General features: G+C 68.9%; 15 protein-coding genes and 1 tRNA gene. 8 read left to right on the top strand and 8 right to left on the bottom strand.

Going from position 1 to position 14249, the window contains the following annotated elements; all coding sequences use genetic code 11:
• Nucleotides 1-4: 4 nt before the first annotated feature.
• The gene (locus ACFYRU_RS11985) at nucleotides 5-769 is read right to left on the bottom strand and encodes an acyltransferase domain-containing protein (RefSeq protein WP_387656469.1); all 765 of its coding nucleotides are present in this window, start codon (nucleotides 767-769) and stop codon (nucleotides 5-7) included.
• Between the two features lie 103 nt (nucleotides 770-872).
• Between ACFYRU_RS11985 and ACFYRU_RS11980 the strand changes: the two genes are divergently transcribed.
• A complete protein-coding gene (locus tag ACFYRU_RS11980; protein ID WP_387656466.1) occupies nucleotides 873-1601 on the top strand; it encodes a DinB family protein in 729 nt (242 codons plus the stop codon).
• Between the two features lies 1 nt (nucleotide 1602).
• On the opposite strand, the gene ACFYRU_RS11975 is transcribed toward ACFYRU_RS11980, so the two are convergent.
• A tRNA-Ser gene (locus ACFYRU_RS11975) sits at nucleotides 1603-1691 on the bottom strand.
• Nucleotides 1692-1947: 256 nt separating this feature from the next.
• Here ACFYRU_RS11975 and ACFYRU_RS11970 point away from each other — a divergent pair.
• The 3 genes from ACFYRU_RS11970 to ACFYRU_RS11960 all read left to right on the top strand — a co-directional run bounded on the left by ACFYRU_RS11970 (nucleotide 1948) and on the right by ACFYRU_RS11960 (nucleotide 5307).
• Nucleotides 1948-3186 (top strand): MFS transporter, encoded by a 1239-nt coding sequence (locus ACFYRU_RS11970; protein WP_387656463.1) that lies wholly within the window; start codon nucleotides 1948-1950, stop codon nucleotides 3184-3186.
• A 76-nt stretch (nucleotides 3187-3262) separates the two neighbouring features.
• On the top strand, nucleotides 3263-4480 hold the full coding sequence (locus ACFYRU_RS11965) for an MFS transporter (RefSeq protein ID WP_387656460.1): 1218 nt from the start codon (nucleotides 3263-3265) through the stop codon (nucleotides 4478-4480).
• A gap of 233 nt (nucleotides 4481-4713) precedes the next feature.
• Complete coding sequence (locus ACFYRU_RS11960; protein WP_387656457.1) at nucleotides 4714-5307, top strand: gamma carbonic anhydrase family protein; 594 nt, start codon at nucleotides 4714-4716, stop codon at nucleotides 5305-5307.
• Here ACFYRU_RS11960 and ACFYRU_RS11955 read toward each other — a convergent pair.
• The 5 genes from ACFYRU_RS11955 to ACFYRU_RS11935 form a co-directional block, all read right to left on the bottom strand.
• Nucleotides 5285-6238: a sucrase ferredoxin gene (locus ACFYRU_RS11955; protein WP_387656454.1), complete on the bottom strand. Its 954-nt coding sequence runs from the start codon at nucleotides 6236-6238 to the stop codon at nucleotides 5285-5287. The genes ACFYRU_RS11960 and ACFYRU_RS11955 overlap by 23 nt on opposite strands.
• Before the next feature lie 177 nt (nucleotides 6239-6415).
• On the bottom strand, nucleotides 6416-7879 hold the full coding sequence (locus ACFYRU_RS11950) for a JmjC domain-containing protein (RefSeq protein WP_387656451.1): 1464 nt from the start codon (nucleotides 7877-7879) through the stop codon (nucleotides 6416-6418).
• The gene (locus ACFYRU_RS11945; protein WP_387656449.1) at nucleotides 7876-8601 is read right to left on the bottom strand and encodes a hypothetical protein; all 726 of its coding nucleotides are present in this window, start codon (nucleotides 8599-8601) and stop codon (nucleotides 7876-7878) included. Before ACFYRU_RS11945 ends, ACFYRU_RS11950 begins: the two co-directional genes overlap by 4 nt.
• Before the next feature lie 104 nt (nucleotides 8602-8705).
• Nucleotides 8706-9743: an Rv2231c family pyridoxal phosphate-dependent protein CobC gene (gene cobC / locus ACFYRU_RS11940; protein ID WP_387656446.1), complete on the bottom strand. Its 1038-nt coding sequence runs from the start codon at nucleotides 9741-9743 to the stop codon at nucleotides 8706-8708.
• A 53-nt stretch (nucleotides 9744-9796) separates the two neighbouring features.
• A complete protein-coding gene (locus ACFYRU_RS11935; protein WP_387656443.1) occupies nucleotides 9797-10588 on the bottom strand; it encodes a carbon-nitrogen hydrolase family protein in 792 nt (263 codons plus the stop codon).
• 48 nt (nucleotides 10589-10636) lie between these two features.
• Here ACFYRU_RS11935 and ACFYRU_RS11930 point away from each other — a divergent pair, with 48 nt between their 5' ends.
• The 3 genes from ACFYRU_RS11930 to ACFYRU_RS11920 are packed head-to-tail and all read left to right on the top strand — an operon-like array spanning nucleotide 10637 to nucleotide 13046.
• The gene (locus ACFYRU_RS11930) at nucleotides 10637-11176 is read left to right on the top strand and encodes a molybdenum cofactor guanylyltransferase (protein WP_387656440.1); all 540 of its coding nucleotides are present in this window, start codon (nucleotides 10637-10639) and stop codon (nucleotides 11174-11176) included.
• Between the two features lie 33 nt (nucleotides 11177-11209).
• Nucleotides 11210-12058 carry a phosphotransferase family protein gene (locus ACFYRU_RS11925; protein WP_387656437.1) on the top strand — a complete coding sequence of 283 codons (849 nt, stop codon included), beginning with the start codon at nucleotides 11210-11212 and terminating at the stop codon, nucleotides 12056-12058.
• A 10-nt stretch (nucleotides 12059-12068) separates the two neighbouring features.
• Nucleotides 12069-13046 carry an NAD(P)H-quinone oxidoreductase gene (locus ACFYRU_RS11920; RefSeq protein WP_387656434.1) on the top strand — a complete coding sequence of 326 codons (978 nt, stop codon included), beginning with the start codon at nucleotides 12069-12071 and terminating at the stop codon, nucleotides 13044-13046.
• A gap of 114 nt (nucleotides 13047-13160) precedes the next feature.
• Here the strand turns inward: ACFYRU_RS11920 and ACFYRU_RS11915 are convergent, their stop codons facing one another.
• The gene (locus ACFYRU_RS11915; RefSeq protein ID WP_387656431.1) at nucleotides 13161-13580 is read right to left on the bottom strand and encodes a VOC family protein; all 420 of its coding nucleotides are present in this window, start codon (nucleotides 13578-13580) and stop codon (nucleotides 13161-13163) included.
• A 72-nt stretch (nucleotides 13581-13652) separates the two neighbouring features.
• On the opposite strand from ACFYRU_RS11915, the gene ACFYRU_RS11910 reads away from it, so the two are divergent.
• The gene (locus ACFYRU_RS11910; protein WP_387656429.1) at nucleotides 13653-14225 is read left to right on the top strand and encodes a TetR/AcrR family transcriptional regulator; all 573 of its coding nucleotides are present in this window, start codon (nucleotides 13653-13655) and stop codon (nucleotides 14223-14225) included.
• The last annotated feature ends 24 nt before the right edge of the window (nucleotides 14226-14249 follow it).

Genomic DNA, 14249 nt, shown 5'->3' with positions numbered 1-14249 from the left:
ACCCTCAGCATGCCCGTCCGCAGCTCCCAGTGACGCCGCGGAGGTACTCGGACAACTGCGGGTCCAACAGCCATGAGTGGCAGACAACCCCAGCCAGCGGCTCCTCCGGATACCAGCGCGCAAAGTACTCCACCGCGGCCGCGACAGACTCCTGCGATTCCTCCGCGTCCAACCGCCCGATCGGTGGGATGTGCAGCGACAGCACATGTCCGGACACCCCGTCTCCAAGCCCCAGCTGCGTACGAGTGAACGCATGCCGCCCGATCTCGAAGTCAGCACCGCGGAAACGCAGCGGTGGACTCCACAGCGGCATCAGCCCGACGCCAGGACGCCCGTGGATGTGTCGATGGGTGCCCATCACTCCGCCCAGCGCGGACACCGTCGCCACGGTCACCGACTCAGGCACACCCCGCTGCGCGTGCAACTCCCGCAACCGGGGCAGACTCGCCAGCAAGGCCCAGGCTGCGGCGAACAACCCCGTCGGCGAGGCGTCGTGCGGCACGGCCGGCCAACTGCGGAAGCCTGTGGGCGGTACGGCCAACTCCAGGTCCCGCTCGATCTCAGCGGCCAGCGCAGACGTGATCGCCCACCACTCCGGGTCCCTGTCCGGGTCAGGGCGCGCCGCCAGCATCTCGCGACGATCAGCCGCGACAACCCCGCAGTACTCCATCAACTCTTCGGCGTTCTCGGGGAGCTCCGGTCCGGTGCCCAAGCCCTTGAAGCGCATCTGGTCCTGCTCCGAAAAGCCCACCTGTTTCGCTGCACTCATCGCGTCCATGTTTCGAGCCCACCACGGGCCGGGAGCTTCGCGCACGACTTTTGTGTCCGAGGTCACTACTAGGCTCAGCGCGACAGCGAGCAAAGGAGCAGGCATGGCGAAGTTCGGACCGTCCGACGAGTTGCAAGGGGCGGAGTTCACCGAGGCGAATCTGAAGGGAGCGCGGTTCGTCGAGTGCGACCTGAGCGGCGTCGTGATGCGTGGCGTCGACATCCAGGGCACGGACATCGACGCGCCGTGGCTGGGTGAGGCCGGGGCCAGCCTGAAGATCAACGGCGTCGAGGTCGCGCCGTACGTCCAGGCCGAGCTGGACCGGCAGTTCCCGGGCCGCGCCGACCGCCGCGCCGAGGACCCGGACGGTCTCCGCGCCGCCTATGCCGCGCTCGAGCGCATCTGGGCGACCGCACTCGACCGCGTCGCAGCGATGCCCGAAGGCACCGTCGACGTGTCGGTCGACGGCGAGTGGTCGTGGGCGCAGACCCAGCGCCACCTCGTACACGCCACCGACATGTGGCTCGTCCGCAGCATCCTCGAACGCGAGGACTTCCACCCACTCGGCCTTGGCCACACCACGGACCCCTTGCAGTCCGAGCCCAACCCACCGTCGTACGCCGAAGTCCTGGAAGCCCGCGCCGGCCGCGTAGCGATGGTCCGCGACTACCTTGCCACGGTCACTGCAGCGGACCTGGACACTCCCCGGAAGAACCCGCACAACGCCGAGCACCCCGAGACCACCCGATCCTGCCTACACGTGATCCTCGAAGAGGAATGGGAGCACTACCGCTTCGCCACCCGAGACCTGAACACCATCACCAACTCCTGAGCGGAGGGCGTGGGATTCGAACCCACGAGGACGGTCACCCGCCCTACCGGTTTTCAAGACCAGCGCACTCGGCCACTATGCGAGCCCTCCATGGCGGTTACCGCCGAAGGCTGAGGATAGCGCGGCCGGGCGGCGGAAACGGCGTGCGGGGGCGGGTGGGGGCCGGTACGGTGTGTGCGCAGCGGCGGCGTGCGTCGCTGGGTACGGACGGAGGTGGGAGCAATGTCCGCAGCGTTCGAGGACACGGCACACACCGTCCGGTCGGCGCACTGAGCGGTTGACCGGGCGGACCGCCGGCTGAGTACAGCCGGTGTCCTGTCGTCCCGTCATGCCCTCAGGAGTTCAGATGCGTTCCATCGGCGCGTACGTCGTTCCGTCCGAGCTCGGACCCGACTTCCGCAAGATCTTCCCGGCCTCGGTCATCTCCAATCTCGGCGACGGCGCCATGCTCGCCGCCGGGCCACTGCTCGTCGCCTCGATCACGACCGAGCCGGCGGCCGTCGGTGCCGCCGCGTTCGTCCAGCAGCTGCCCTGGCTGCTGTTCGCCTTGTTCAGCGGCGTCCTGGTCGACCGGCTCGACCGGCGCCTCATGATCGTTGCCGCTGACACCTTTCGGGCTCTCGTACTGGCCGCGCTCGGCGCCACCGTACTGCTCGACACTGCACCACTCTGGGCCGTGTACGCCGCACTCTTTCTCCTAGGTACCGCGGAAACCCTTGCGGACAACGCATCCGGCGCACTGCTCGTCAGCGCCGTACCGAAGGACCACCTCGGCACAGCGAACGCGCGGCTGTTTGCCAGCGGCACGGTGCTTCAGCAGCTTGGCGGGCCTCCGCTAGGTGCGCTGCTGTTCGCTGCAGGCGCCGGTGTGCCACTGGTGTTCGACGCGGTCACGTTCGTCGCGGCGGCGACCTTGATCGCGCGGGTCGCCGTACGTCCTCCGCTGCCTGACCCCTCTACGCGTGCGGCGCTGTGGAGTGAGGTACGGGAGGGAGTCCGCTGGCTCTGGCAGCACGCCGGCGTACGTACGTTGGCCCTGTCGATTCTGGTCATGAACATCACGTTCTGTGCAGCGTTCGCGACCTGGGTGTTGTTCGCGCGCGAGCGGCTCGGGCTGACGGATACACAGTTCGGTCTGCTCATTTCCGTCGGCGCCGTGGGCGGTGTGCTCGGAATGCCGACGTACCACTTCCTGGAGCCGCGGGTGGGGTCCGTGACACTGCTCCGCGCCGGGCTGGTCGTCGAGACGACGGTGCACCTAGTACTGGCGCTCACAAGGAACCCTTGGGTCGCCGGAGCCACCATGGCCGTCTTCGGTGTCCACGCGGTCGTGTGGGGCATCGTCTCGACCACAACGCGGCAGCTGGTCACACCGGACAACCTGATGGGCAGGGTGAACAGCGTGTACCTGCTGGCGTCGGTAGGCGGTGCCGCGGTCGGCTCGGCGCTCGGAGGTCTACTGGCACAGCGGTACGGCCTGGCCGCACCGTTCGCGATCGCCTTCGTGGCGATGGTGGTCATGACGGCGGTCGCCTGGCGTCCACTGCGACACGTAGCGGTTCGAGAGGTACACGCGACGGACTGAAATCGGTTGGAATGGCCTGGGGAGCGCTTGCTAGGGTTCGCCAGCCGCCGACGACCACCGATGGGAGAGCTCCGCCATGCCCGCAGCCGCCTCGCTCGGTCTGCCGAACGTCCGCGGCCGGGTACCACTGCTGGCCGGGCTGGCGATCGACTCGTTCGGCGGTGGCTGCGCCGGGCCGCTCCTGCTGCTGTACTTCAACAAGGTCGCGCACATCCCGCTCGGGACCGCGGGGGTGATACTGACCGTCGCGACGCTCTTCTCGATCGCCGCACCGGCCGGCGTCGGCGTGGTCATCGACCGGGTCGGCCCCCGGAACATCGTGGTAGCCGCGCAGTTCGCCCAGGGACTGGCGTTCACCGGCTTCTTCTTCGGGCGGTCGGAGTGGCTGCTGTTCCTCTGCGCACTGGTGATGTCCACCGGGCAGCGCGTGTTCTGGTCGGCGATCTTCAGTCTGCTCGCGGACGTCGCCGACGAGGGCGAGCGGGACAAGTGGTTCGGGCTCGGCGGGATGATGCAGGCCGGTGGCCTGGCGCTCGGCGCGCTCGCGGCCGGGTGGCTGCTGGCGATCGGTGGCAACGGGCCGTTCCTGATCGCGATGGCGGTGAACGCAGGGAGCTTCTACCTCGCCGGCCTGCTGCTCCTGCGACTGCACCCGTCGCATCACGAGCGGTCGAACCAGGACAGCGGACCGGCACCGCTGCTGCGTAAGGACCGCACGTTCCTGGTGCTGATCGGTGCCAACACCTTGCTGGCACTGTGCACGATGATGCTCGGCGTCGGCCTACCGGTGTACGTCACCGTGGCCCTGACGGTCCCCAAGTGGCTGGTCGGTGTCCTCATCGCGGCGACGTCTGTGGTGCTGGCGACCGGCCAGACACTCGTCGTACGGCACACCGAGCAGAGGCGCCGTACGAACGTCATGGCCGTAGCTGGGATCACGTACGCGGCCTGGGCGTTGCTGATGGCGCTCCAGGTACACATCCCGGGTGGGTGGGTCGTGCCGGTGCTGGTGCTGGCGACGGCTTGTTACGCGTTCGCCGATGTGCTGCATGCGGCGACCAACAACGCCCTGTCGGCCGCCATCTCGCCGGAAGTCGGGCGGGGGAAGTACCTGTCGTACTGGCAGTACTCGTTCACGTTCTCGAGTGTGCTGGCGCCGGGATTCTTCACCCAGCTGTTCGAGGTGCATCACGAACTGCCGTGGGTCGTCCTCGCAGTGCTTGCCGTGGTCGCGAGCCTGACGATCTACGTACTCGCGCGGGTCGCTCCACGGCTGAGCTCCGAGCGGATCTGAGCGCCGTTTCCTGACCTGTCAGGATGCGTTGCATTCGATCGAACATCTGTTCTAATGTTGGCTCAGTTCGCGGTTCTCCACCCCGGATTGTCCGATGGACCGAGCCTCCCACCTCGACGTGGACGGCCCGGAGGACACCGCCGCCCGGGGCTGTGAGGACCCGGGCTGTGGAGAGTCCGCATCCTCGGTCGGGTACACGTTCAAGGAGGTCACCTTAGGAGAGGACACCGACAATGCTGATGGAACACCGCGGCCGTCGACCGGTCGTGCCCGCATCCGCGTACGTCGCATCATCGGCCGTGCTCTGCGGCGCCGTCGTCCTCGGCGAAGGCAGCAGAGTCCTGCACGGTGCGGTGCTGACCGCGGAGAACGGCGAGGTCCGGGTCGGCCAGAACAGCGTGGTGATGGAGAACGCCCTGGTGCGCGGCCGGGCCGACCATCCCGCACTGATCGGCGACGCGGTCCTGGTAGGTCCCCATGCACACGTGAACGGCGCCACGGTCGAGGACGAGGTCTTCATCGCCACGGGCGCCGCGTTGTTCCCCGGTTCCGTCGCCTGCGCAGGCGCCGAGCTCCGGATCAACAGCGTGCTGCACGTGAATTCGCGGCTGGCTGCAGGCACGGTCCTCCCGATCGGATGGATCGCCGCCGGCGACCCGGCCCAGCTCTTCTCCCCGGACCGGCACGAGGAGCTGTGGCAGGTCCAACGCGAACTGGATTTCCCGGGCACGGTGTACGGCGTGCCCCGCGGTGCGTCGATGCGCGACATCATGGCGCGCCAGTCGGAGTACTACGGCGCGCACGTCACGGATCGCGAGGTGGACTGAGGCTGTCGAGCTCGAACCGGCGGAGCTGCGCGGGAGAGGAACCCGCACAGGTCAGGCGAGCGTCGACGGTGTCGAGGTGGGCTGACACCTCTACGGTCAGTGTGCCGTTGGTGGATGCGAGGAGGATTCGCCAGCGCTGGTCGGAGAGCGCGTGCACGTCCTGCGGAAGGAGGTTGCCAAGAGCAAGCGAATGGCCGGCAGCGCGGGCGAACTCCTGCGCGGCCTGCACCGGCGGTACGAACGCACCCGATCCGCGGAGGAGCTCGGGTACGACGTCACCGTCGTCGTAGCGCCGCGCAACGTCGAGGGCCTGCGCCGGTGAGACCTGCCCGTAGAACAGGCTGTGCGGCAACACCACCACGTTAGCTGCGAACCGATCCCCACCGATATGGCTGCACTCCCAGGTCCGCTCCGGATACGCCGCGGCAAGAGCAGCTGCCACGGGACGTCCGCGCACGGCACAGCACGCGTCGTGGCGGCCATGCGTACACACCAGATACACGGGCTCGCTGCTCGGACTACCAAGACGATCCGCGGCCGCCAGCTCGCTGCTCGTGGTGCCGAGCCCATCCGTTGCCGCCGGCTCGCCTACGTTGTCTAGGACCGTTAGTAGGTGGTCGTCGGAAGGCAGTTCGCCCCAGCGGACAGCCTCGCGGCCGGGGCGGGAGTCGATCAGGCCGAAGCGACGGGGTCGGGTGCGGTCGACCCGGCCATAGCGGCGGATCAGTACTGGACGGATTGCAAGAGCTCGACAGCGGCGGGCCACCTCGTCGCCCAGGTGCGGCAGGGAGGTGAGGGCCTGACGGGGCCAGGGAGTGTGGGACTCGATCAGCAGCCAGCGTTCGGCGGGCGGAGCGGTGGCGGTCAGGGAGTCGCGGCGGAGCTCGGCCTGGGCTGCGCAGCCGGTTTCCGGGCGGTACCTGACGTCCACAACACCTCAACTAACAGGACAAAGCCAACAGGGGCGAAGCTGACACGGCGGAACTGGCCGGGCAAAGCTGACGCGGCGAAGCTGACGCGGCGAACTGGCGGGGCAAGCTGACACGGCGAAGCTGACACGGCGGGGCTGGCCGGGCAAAGCTGACGCGGCGAAGCTGACACGGCGAGTTCACCGCGCGTCGGCGACGACGACGACTGCCTCGGTGAGGAGGCGGCGGACCAGCACCAACTGGTCGGCGTCGTCGAGACCGGGTAGGTCGCCGACCTTGCAGTCGGCGCCGGACGTGAGCTCGGCGACCGCCGCGGCGGTACTCGGCGGAAAGGTGATCGTGCGGTCCGGGAGCTGCAACACGACCGGCCCGCCCGACGCCAGCGGACCGCCCGGCACGAGCCGACCGCCCGACGCCAGCGGCTCGCCCGGCGCCGGCGGATCACCCGGCACGAGCGGATCGCCCAGCGCCAGCGGACGACCCGACGGCAGCGGATCGCCCGGCGCTAGCTCGCCCAGCGGTAGCGGACCACGCGGCGCTAGCGGGTCGCTCGGCAGGAGGCGGCAGGGGAGGCCGGGGCGGAGGCGGACCGTCGTTCCCACGGCCAGTGACGCGATCGACGCGGCATGCGCCAGGGGTGGTAGCGGGGCAGGGCGGTTGCTCGACCACGTACGGCGTCGCAGTCGGTCGGCCAGGGCATCCGCGGTCGCCGCGTGGAGCTCCTGCGTGAGGAGGTCGATCACCTCCGGCAGCACCTGCGCCAGCTGCTCCGGGGCACCAACGTCGAAGCCGAGTGGCAAGGCAGTACGGAGCGACGGCTGGTTCGCGGCAAGTGCGGCCAGCTCCTGCACGAGCAGGTACCGCGTGAGAGTGTGCAGGCCGACCGTGAGGTGAGCACTCACTCCACCGAGCGCCTTCGCCGAGTGCAGGAATCCCCGAGGCACGTAGAGCGCGTCACCGGGGCGCAGTACCTCGTCGATCACCGGGGCTTTGTCACGTGCGGCAGCCTCAACGGCGCGGGAGTGGTCGGTCCACGGCTGGTTCCGCAGCGGATCGGCGTACACGGGCTCGTGTACCGTCCAGTGCTTCTCGCCCGCGACCTGCAAGACGAACACATCGTGTACGTCGTAGTGCGCGGAGAACCCCTGCGACTCGGCAGGGGTGATGTACGCGTTGATCTGTACCGGGTGGCCCGCGTCGGCGGCCAGCTGCGTCGAGAAGTCGACCAGCGCCGGCCAGGTCCGGTGCAGCGCCTGTAGTACGACGGTGTGCCCGCCGGCGAACAGGGCGGCCACCTTGTCGTCCCGCACCTGGTCGGCGATCTCCGCACCGGCGCCTGCGGATCCGGTGAACTGGTTGTCTCCGACGACGGCGCCGTTCTTGGCGATCCGCAGGAACGGCGTCCGGAGACCGCGGCGGGACAACAGCTCGTCCGCGGCGTCGAGGCTGAACAGGTCGTCGAATGGCGCAGGTAAGTCTGGGCCGTGTGACAGCAGGGCCTGTGAGCCCCAGTAGGAGCGGGCGAACTCGTCGAGGTCACCTGCTACACAGCGCCGGAGTGCCGGGCGTTCGTCGCGCAGTGATCCGCCGCCGTTGGGCTGCGGATCCTGCGGGAACGGCCCGGCCCCCGGCACCGTACTCACCAGCTTCCGGAGTTCCCGCCGGCGCCGCCGTCCGCGCCACCATCGGCACCACCGTCGGACCCGGAACCACCACCCGAGCCGGAGTCACCGCCCGACCCATAGCCACCGTCCGAACCGGAGTCACCGCCCGAACCCGAGCCGTCGTCGGAACCCTCCGAGCCGCCCGACCCGTAGCCGCCGGCACCACCGCCGGCACCACCGTCGGCGCCACCGTCCTGGCCGCCCGCCGAAGCGCCACCGTCGGCCGGCCCCTCGCCGCCCGAGTCACCACCGGAGCCGCCGGAGCCGTAGCCACCACCGTCATCACCGCTGCCACCGTCGCCGCCGGAGCCGTACCCACCGCCACCGTCGCCACCGTCGCCGCCGGAGCCATAGCCACCACCGTCATCACCGCTGCCACCGTCGCCGCCGGAGCCGTAGCCACCGCCGCCGGCACCGCCATCGGCGCCACCGTCAGCCCCACCATCCGAGGAACCACTACCCGAGCCACCGTCCGACGAGTCACCGTCCGAAGACCCGCCGCCGTACCCGCCGCCCGACTCTTCCTCAGAGCCGCCGCCGTAGCCGCCACCCGGAGCAGCCGACTCGCCTCCGCCCGAGCCGCCGTACCCGCCGGCACCACCATCAGCACCGCCGTCGTGGCCGCCCTGGTTGGCGCCGCCGTCGGCGAGGCCTTCGCCACCTCCGGACGAGGTGTTCATGTCGTCGTCGTTGAGACCCATCGTGCTACTCCCTTCGCGAACGGCCAGAAAGTTGCCCCGTGACATCAAATGGGCACCTGGCCATCTTGTGCGCAAAGTGCAGTTCAGCTAAACCCCCTGGCGCGTTACAGCGCCAACTCGATTACCTCGGCGAGCACCTTCACGAATCCGTCGGTGACGTCCTCCGGCCGGACGGCGATCCGCAACCAGTCCGGCCCCAGCCCGGGAAACGTGTCCCCGCGCCGCACCGCAAACCCCTGTGCACGAAGGGATTCCCGCACCCGAGCCGCCCCCGGAACCTGCACCAGCACGAACGGCGCCCGGGCCGCTCCGTACGTCGAAACGCCATTAACGGTACGCAAACTGTCAATCAAATGGACACGTTGCCGTTCGATGTCCAGCGCCGCCTGCGCCGCCTCGTCGACAGCACGCTCGTTGCTGCAGGCAATTGCCGCCGCGAGCGCAGGAGTGGACACCGGCCAGTGCGGCTGCACGGCGGCCAGCTGCTCGATCAGGCTCGCGCCCGCGAGGACGTACCCGACCCGCAGCCCGGCCAGCCCCCACGTCTTGGTCAGGCTGCGGATCACCACCAGCCCTGGGATCGGCGCGCCGGCCAACGACTCGGGTTCGCCCGGTACGGCATCCATGAACGCCTCGTCGACGACCAGGATCCGGTCCGGCCGTGCGAGTTCCCGCAGGTCGTCGGCGCGGTGCAGCACCGACGTCGGGTTGGTCGGGTTGCCGATCACGACGAGATCCGCATCGTTCGGGACGGCGGCCGGGTCCAGTACGAACCCGTTCTCGGGCCGCAGGACCACCCGGTCGACCAGGTGCCCGGCCGAACGCAGCGCCGCCTCCGGCTCGGTGAACTGTGGATGAACCACCACCGGGTGCCGCGGCCGGAACGCCCGCGCGATCAGTACGAACGCCTCCGCCGCGCCCGCGGTCAGCAGTACCCGGTCCGGTGCGACCCCGTGCCGCGCAGCAACCGCGCGTACGGCCGCGTCCGCCCGCGGGTAGGCCGCCAGGTCGGTCAGGCTCGCCGTGACCGCGTCGAGCAGCCAGGGTGGCGGCGTGCCCGCGCGCACATTGACGGCGAGGTCGATCAGCCCCTCACCGACCTCGAGATCGCCGTGATGCTCCAGATCAAACCCATCCAGCACGCTCAGGAGGCTAACGGGTCAGCAAGTCTTCCGGACCACGGGGCGTGTCCTGGTCAACGCGGTGTGACGGAGTAGCGGCGGTTCTGCAGTGACGGGTTGCGCTTGCGTACGTCGGCCAGCCGCTCAGCGGAGACCTCCGCGTACGCGTGTCCGTCCGACTCACCTACTGATGCGAGGGCGATGCCCTGCGGGTCCACAACCTGGCTGAGGCCGCAGTACTTCTTGCCGTTCTGTGCGGCGGCTGCGACGTAGCAGGTGTTCTCGATGGCTCGCGCGGTGAGCAGCGTGGTCCAGTGGTGTTCCTTTAGCGGTCCACGTACCCAGGCGGCAGGTACTACTAGGACCTCCGCACCGGCGTCCACGAGCGCACGGGAGAGCTCCGGGAAGCGCAGGTCGTAGCAGGTCATCAGGCCGAGCGTGCGGTCGCCGACGTGGATCACTACCGGTGCCACGTCGCCTGCCGTGAGCTGGTCGGACTCTCTGTATCCGAAAGCGTCGTACAGATGGATCTTGCGATAGGCGCCGAGAAGTACGCCGTCAGCACCAACAGCGAGCAGGGTGTTGTACGGACGGTTCTGATCGCAGCTGCGCTCGAACATGCCGGCCACGATCGCCACGCCGTGCTCCACCGCAGCCTTCCGCAGGGTCGCGACGAACTCCCCGTCCAGGGGCTCTGCTGCGTCCGCCACCGACTCCCCGTCGACAGCGAAGTCGGACATCATCGCTTCCGGCAGTACGACGAGGTCCGGCCGACCCTCCGCCGCTTCCGCGACCAGACGGGTGACCAGGTCGCGGTTGGCGGCCTTGTCATAGCTGCTGGCGGTCTGCACTACGGCAATCCTCATCTCTCCATGGTGCCGCACCACGCCATGTCAGGGTGCGAGACTGCGAGCGTGGAGTTTGACGCACTGGTGTTGGCGGGCGGTGGGTCCACTCGGTTCGGCGGGGTGGACAAGGCGATGCTCGTGTTGGACGGGGTCTCGTTGCTGGATCGGGTGTTGACGGCCACCGCAGCGGCTGAGGAGACCGTGGTGGTCGGGGCGATGCGGACGGCGTACCGCCCGGTGCAGTGGACGTTGGAGGATCCGCCGGCGGGCGGGCCGGTGGCCGGGCTGGCGGCGGGGCTGGCGTACGGAGCAGCGCCTGTCGTCGTGGTGGTGAGCTGTGACCTGCCCTGGATCACCGCACAAGACGTAGACCAGCTCGTGAACGGGCTGGGCGACCACGACGGGCACGGACTGCGTGACACCGCAGGCCAGGAGCAGCAGCTCGCCGCGGCGTACCGGCGTACCGCTCTGGCCGACGCCATCGCACAAGTAGGCGACCCTCGCGACAAGTCGGTACGACGTACTCTCGCCACCCTCGACCTCGCCTGGACCGAGCCGACTCGGGCAGGCGACGACGTCGACACCTGGGCCGACCTGGACGACTGAAAACCGCTGGACGCCGCCCGTAGGTTCAACAGCATGGACGTCGCGCGACTGGTCGAGGACGCACTCCACACCAAGGCCAGCACCACAACGGAACGCACCGGCGGTCAGCTGAGCACCGTGTACGAAGTGCAGACAGCAGACGGCCCCGTGATCGTGAAGGTCTACGCGCCCGAGTGGCGTTGGAAACAAGCGAAAGAAGTCCATGTCTACGGCATGCTCGAGCCAGTGGTCGGCGGACACGTCCCGAACGTCCTACATGTCGGCGACGGCGTCACCATGCTCAGCAAGCTCGACGGCGTACCGCTTTCGCAAGTAGAACCAGCCGACTGGCGTACTACGTACGCGCAGCTCGGCGAGCTACTCCGGCGGATCCACAGCGTCGGGCAACCGGAGTACGGCTACCTGACCGACCAGATCCTCGACCCGTTGCCGGACAACGACCAGTACATGCGCCGCCAGTTCGCCAAGAAACTCGACGAGTTCGAAGGCGATCCGGAACTGCAGGAGAAGATCGCAAAGTACGTCGAGCAACACCAGCACCTGTTCGCGGACAACAAGTCGGCCGTCCTGTGCCACAACGACTTCCACGAGGGCAACATCCTCGTCGACCCGGCGACCGGGCAGGTCAACGGCTTCATCGACGTGGAGAACGCGATCGCCGCCGACCCGTTGATCGACCTCGCGAAGACGATCCAGTACTCGGCGCACGACGACGCCGCGAAACTCGCGGGCCTGTACGACGGGTACGGCACCGTGCCGCAGGACCGGATCGACCTCTACCGGCTGTACCACTCGCTCGAACTCTGGGACTGGTTCAAATCGACAGGCGAAACCACTTACCTGGACAGCATCGCCCAGGACATGGAGAAGCTCGTCAAGTAGGTTGAGAACCATGCGAGCTGTCGTGTGTAACGGTGCCGGCGGAATCGACGTACTCGGGATCGGCGAGCTGCCGGACCCGGAACCGGCCGTCGACGAGGTCGTCATCGACGTCGTCGCCGCCGGTGTGAACCGCGCCGACCTGTTGCAGCGCCAGGGCTTCTACCCGCCGCCACCCGGTGCGCCCGGGACGATCGGGCTCGAGGTGTCCGGCCGGATCGCCGAGGTCGGCGCCGAGGTCGAGGGCTGGTCGGTCGGCGACGAGTGCTGCGCGCTGCTGGCCGGCGGCGGGTACGCCGAGAAGGTCGTCGTACCGACGCCGCAGGTGATGCCGGTACCGGACGGACTCGACCTGGTCAGTGCGGCCGCGCTGCCCGAGGTCGTGGCGACGGTCTGGTCCAACATCTTCATGACCGCACACCTGAAGGCCGGCGAGACGCTGCTGGTGCACGGCGGCTCGTCCGGGATCGGGTCGATGGCGATCCAGCTCGGCGTCGCGCACGGCGCGCGGGTGCTGACCACGGTCGGCAGCAAGGAGAAGATGGAGTTCTGCACCCGGCTCGGTGCGGACGTCGCGATCAACTACAAGGAAGCTGAGTGGGCCTCCGTGGTCAAGGAGGCCACGAAGGGCGCGGGCGCCGACGTGATCCTCGACATCATGGGCGCGAAGTACCTGAGCGACAACGTGAAGACGCTCGCGTTCGACGGGCGTCTGGTCGTGATCGGCATGCAGGGCGGCGCGACCGGTGAGCTGGACCTCGGCCGGCTGATGAGCCGCCGCGGTTCGATCATCGCGACCGGCCTGCGGTTCCGGTCGGTCGAGGACAAGGGCCGGATCCTCGCCGAGGTCGTCGGCCACGTCTGGCCCCTGATCGAGGCCAAGAAGGTCCTCCCGGTCGTGCACTCGACGTTCCCGCTCGCCGAGGTCGCCAAGGCCCACGAGACGTTGGAGCGGTCCACCCAACTCGGCAAGGTCCTCCTCACCACCTGAGGCGGACCTCCAACACTCACCATCGTCCGGCGGCGCGGCCGCCCCACGCTCAACGCGCCCACGTTCGCGCGGCGCAGAGCCACATAGTGCGTGCTGGAGGTCCGCACCACCGGCTCATGGGGCCGTGGGCAGGTTGGCCGCGACCCATTCGGGGTCGGGCTCGACCAGTTGGATCACGTCGATCCACGTGCCGGCCGGGTCGCGGACGAAGAAGTGCCGCTGGCCGAACGGCTCCGTCACCGGCTCGCCCTCGAGCCGTACGCCGCCTTCGCGGAGCGCATTCGCGACCTTGTCGGCGTCGTCGACGATGAAGCCGAACACATTGGTGCTCTCGGTCAGCGCCGACACCGCGGCCGGCACCGTCGGGTGGCCGCGTTCGCAGATCGCGAGTTCCCAGTCCGCCGTACCGCGGCGGACCGTGACGAACCAGCCGAGGTCCAGCCCGATCTGCAGATCCAAGTATTGCGTGTAGAAGGCGGCGACGTCCGCGGGCCGGTCGGTGACCACGGTCGCGCCGAATACTGCAGGTTGCATACGTTCTCCTGACTACTACAGCTGTCGTTGTTGTGTACGACAGTTGTAGTGGAACTCTGCTAGCCTGTCAACATGCCCCGGAACCCGGAACGCCGCGCCCAGCTCGCCGACGCCGGCCTCGCCGTACTCGCCGCCGAGGGCGCACGCGGCCTGACCCACCGCGCCGTCGACGCCGCCGCCGAACTCCCGGCCGGCACGGCGTCCAACTACTTCAAGACCCGCGACGCCCTGCTCGGCGCACTCGGCGAGCGGATCTTCGAGCGCCTCGCCCCCGACGAGGCCGTCCTCGAACCGCTGGCCAAACGCGAGCCGGGGATCGAACTCGCAATCGACTACGTGCACTACATCGTCGAGCGCCTGCTCGCCCGGCCCGAACTCACGCTCGCCCTGTTCGAGCTCCGCCTCGAGGCCGCCCGCCGCCCCGGCCTGCACGAGATCCTGTCCCGCACCCTCCGGCAGGGCTTCGACGCCGACGTCGCCTTCAACGCGCACGCGGGCCTGCCCGGCGGGGCCGAGGAGATCCGGCTGCTGCATTTCGCGATCGACGGCCTGATGCTCGACCAGCTCGCCCCGGGCACCGGACGCCCGTACGACGTGGACGCGATCACCGCCCGCCTGGTCCGCCGCCTGAACCGCGAGGATTGACGCCAGCATACCCAGTATGCATAC

Source organism: Kribbella sp. NPDC004536 (assembly GCF_042873835.1).
GTDB lineage: Bacteria > Actinomycetota > Actinomycetes > Propionibacteriales > Kribbellaceae > Kribbella.
The sequence above is the reverse complement of the archived record's forward strand: the minus strand, read 5'-3'. Positions and strand labels throughout refer to the sequence as shown.

Bases quoted from the DNA above. Each gene is read 5' to 3' on its own strand.
- ACFYRU_RS11965 (WP_387656460.1), top strand. From the start codon at position 3,263: ATGCCCGCAGCCGCCTCGCTCGGTCTGCCGAACGTCCGCGGCCGGGTA.
- ACFYRU_RS11910 (WP_387656429.1), top strand. From the start codon at position 13,653: ATGCCCCGGAACCCGGAACGCCGCGCCCAGCTCGCCGACGCCGGCCTC.
- ACFYRU_RS11980 (WP_387656466.1), top strand. From the start codon at position 873: ATGGCGAAGTTCGGACCGTCCGACGAGTTGCAAGGGGCGGAGTTCACC.
- ACFYRU_RS11925 (WP_387656437.1), top strand. From the start codon at position 11,210: ATGGACGTCGCGCGACTGGTCGAGGACGCACTCCACACCAAGGCCAGC.
- ACFYRU_RS11935 (WP_387656443.1), bottom strand. From the start codon at position 10,588: ATGAGGATTGCCGTAGTGCAGACCGCCAGCAGCTATGACAAGGCCGCC.
- ACFYRU_RS11970 (WP_387656463.1), top strand. From the start codon at position 1,948: ATGCGTTCCATCGGCGCGTACGTCGTTCCGTCCGAGCTCGGACCCGAC.
- ACFYRU_RS11985 (WP_387656469.1), bottom strand. From the start codon at position 769: ATGAGTGCAGCGAAACAGGTGGGCTTTTCGGAGCAGGACCAGATGCGC.
- ACFYRU_RS11945 (WP_387656449.1), bottom strand. From the start codon at position 8,601: ATGGGTCTCAACGACGACGACATGAACACCTCGTCCGGAGGTGGCGAA.
- ACFYRU_RS11960 (WP_387656457.1), top strand. From the start codon at position 4,714: ATGCTGATGGAACACCGCGGCCGTCGACCGGTCGTGCCCGCATCCGCG.
- ACFYRU_RS11920 (WP_387656434.1), top strand. From the start codon at position 12,069: ATGCGAGCTGTCGTGTGTAACGGTGCCGGCGGAATCGACGTACTCGGG.
- ACFYRU_RS11915 (WP_387656431.1), bottom strand. From the start codon at position 13,580: ATGCAACCTGCAGTATTCGGCGCGACCGTGGTCACCGACCGGCCCGCG.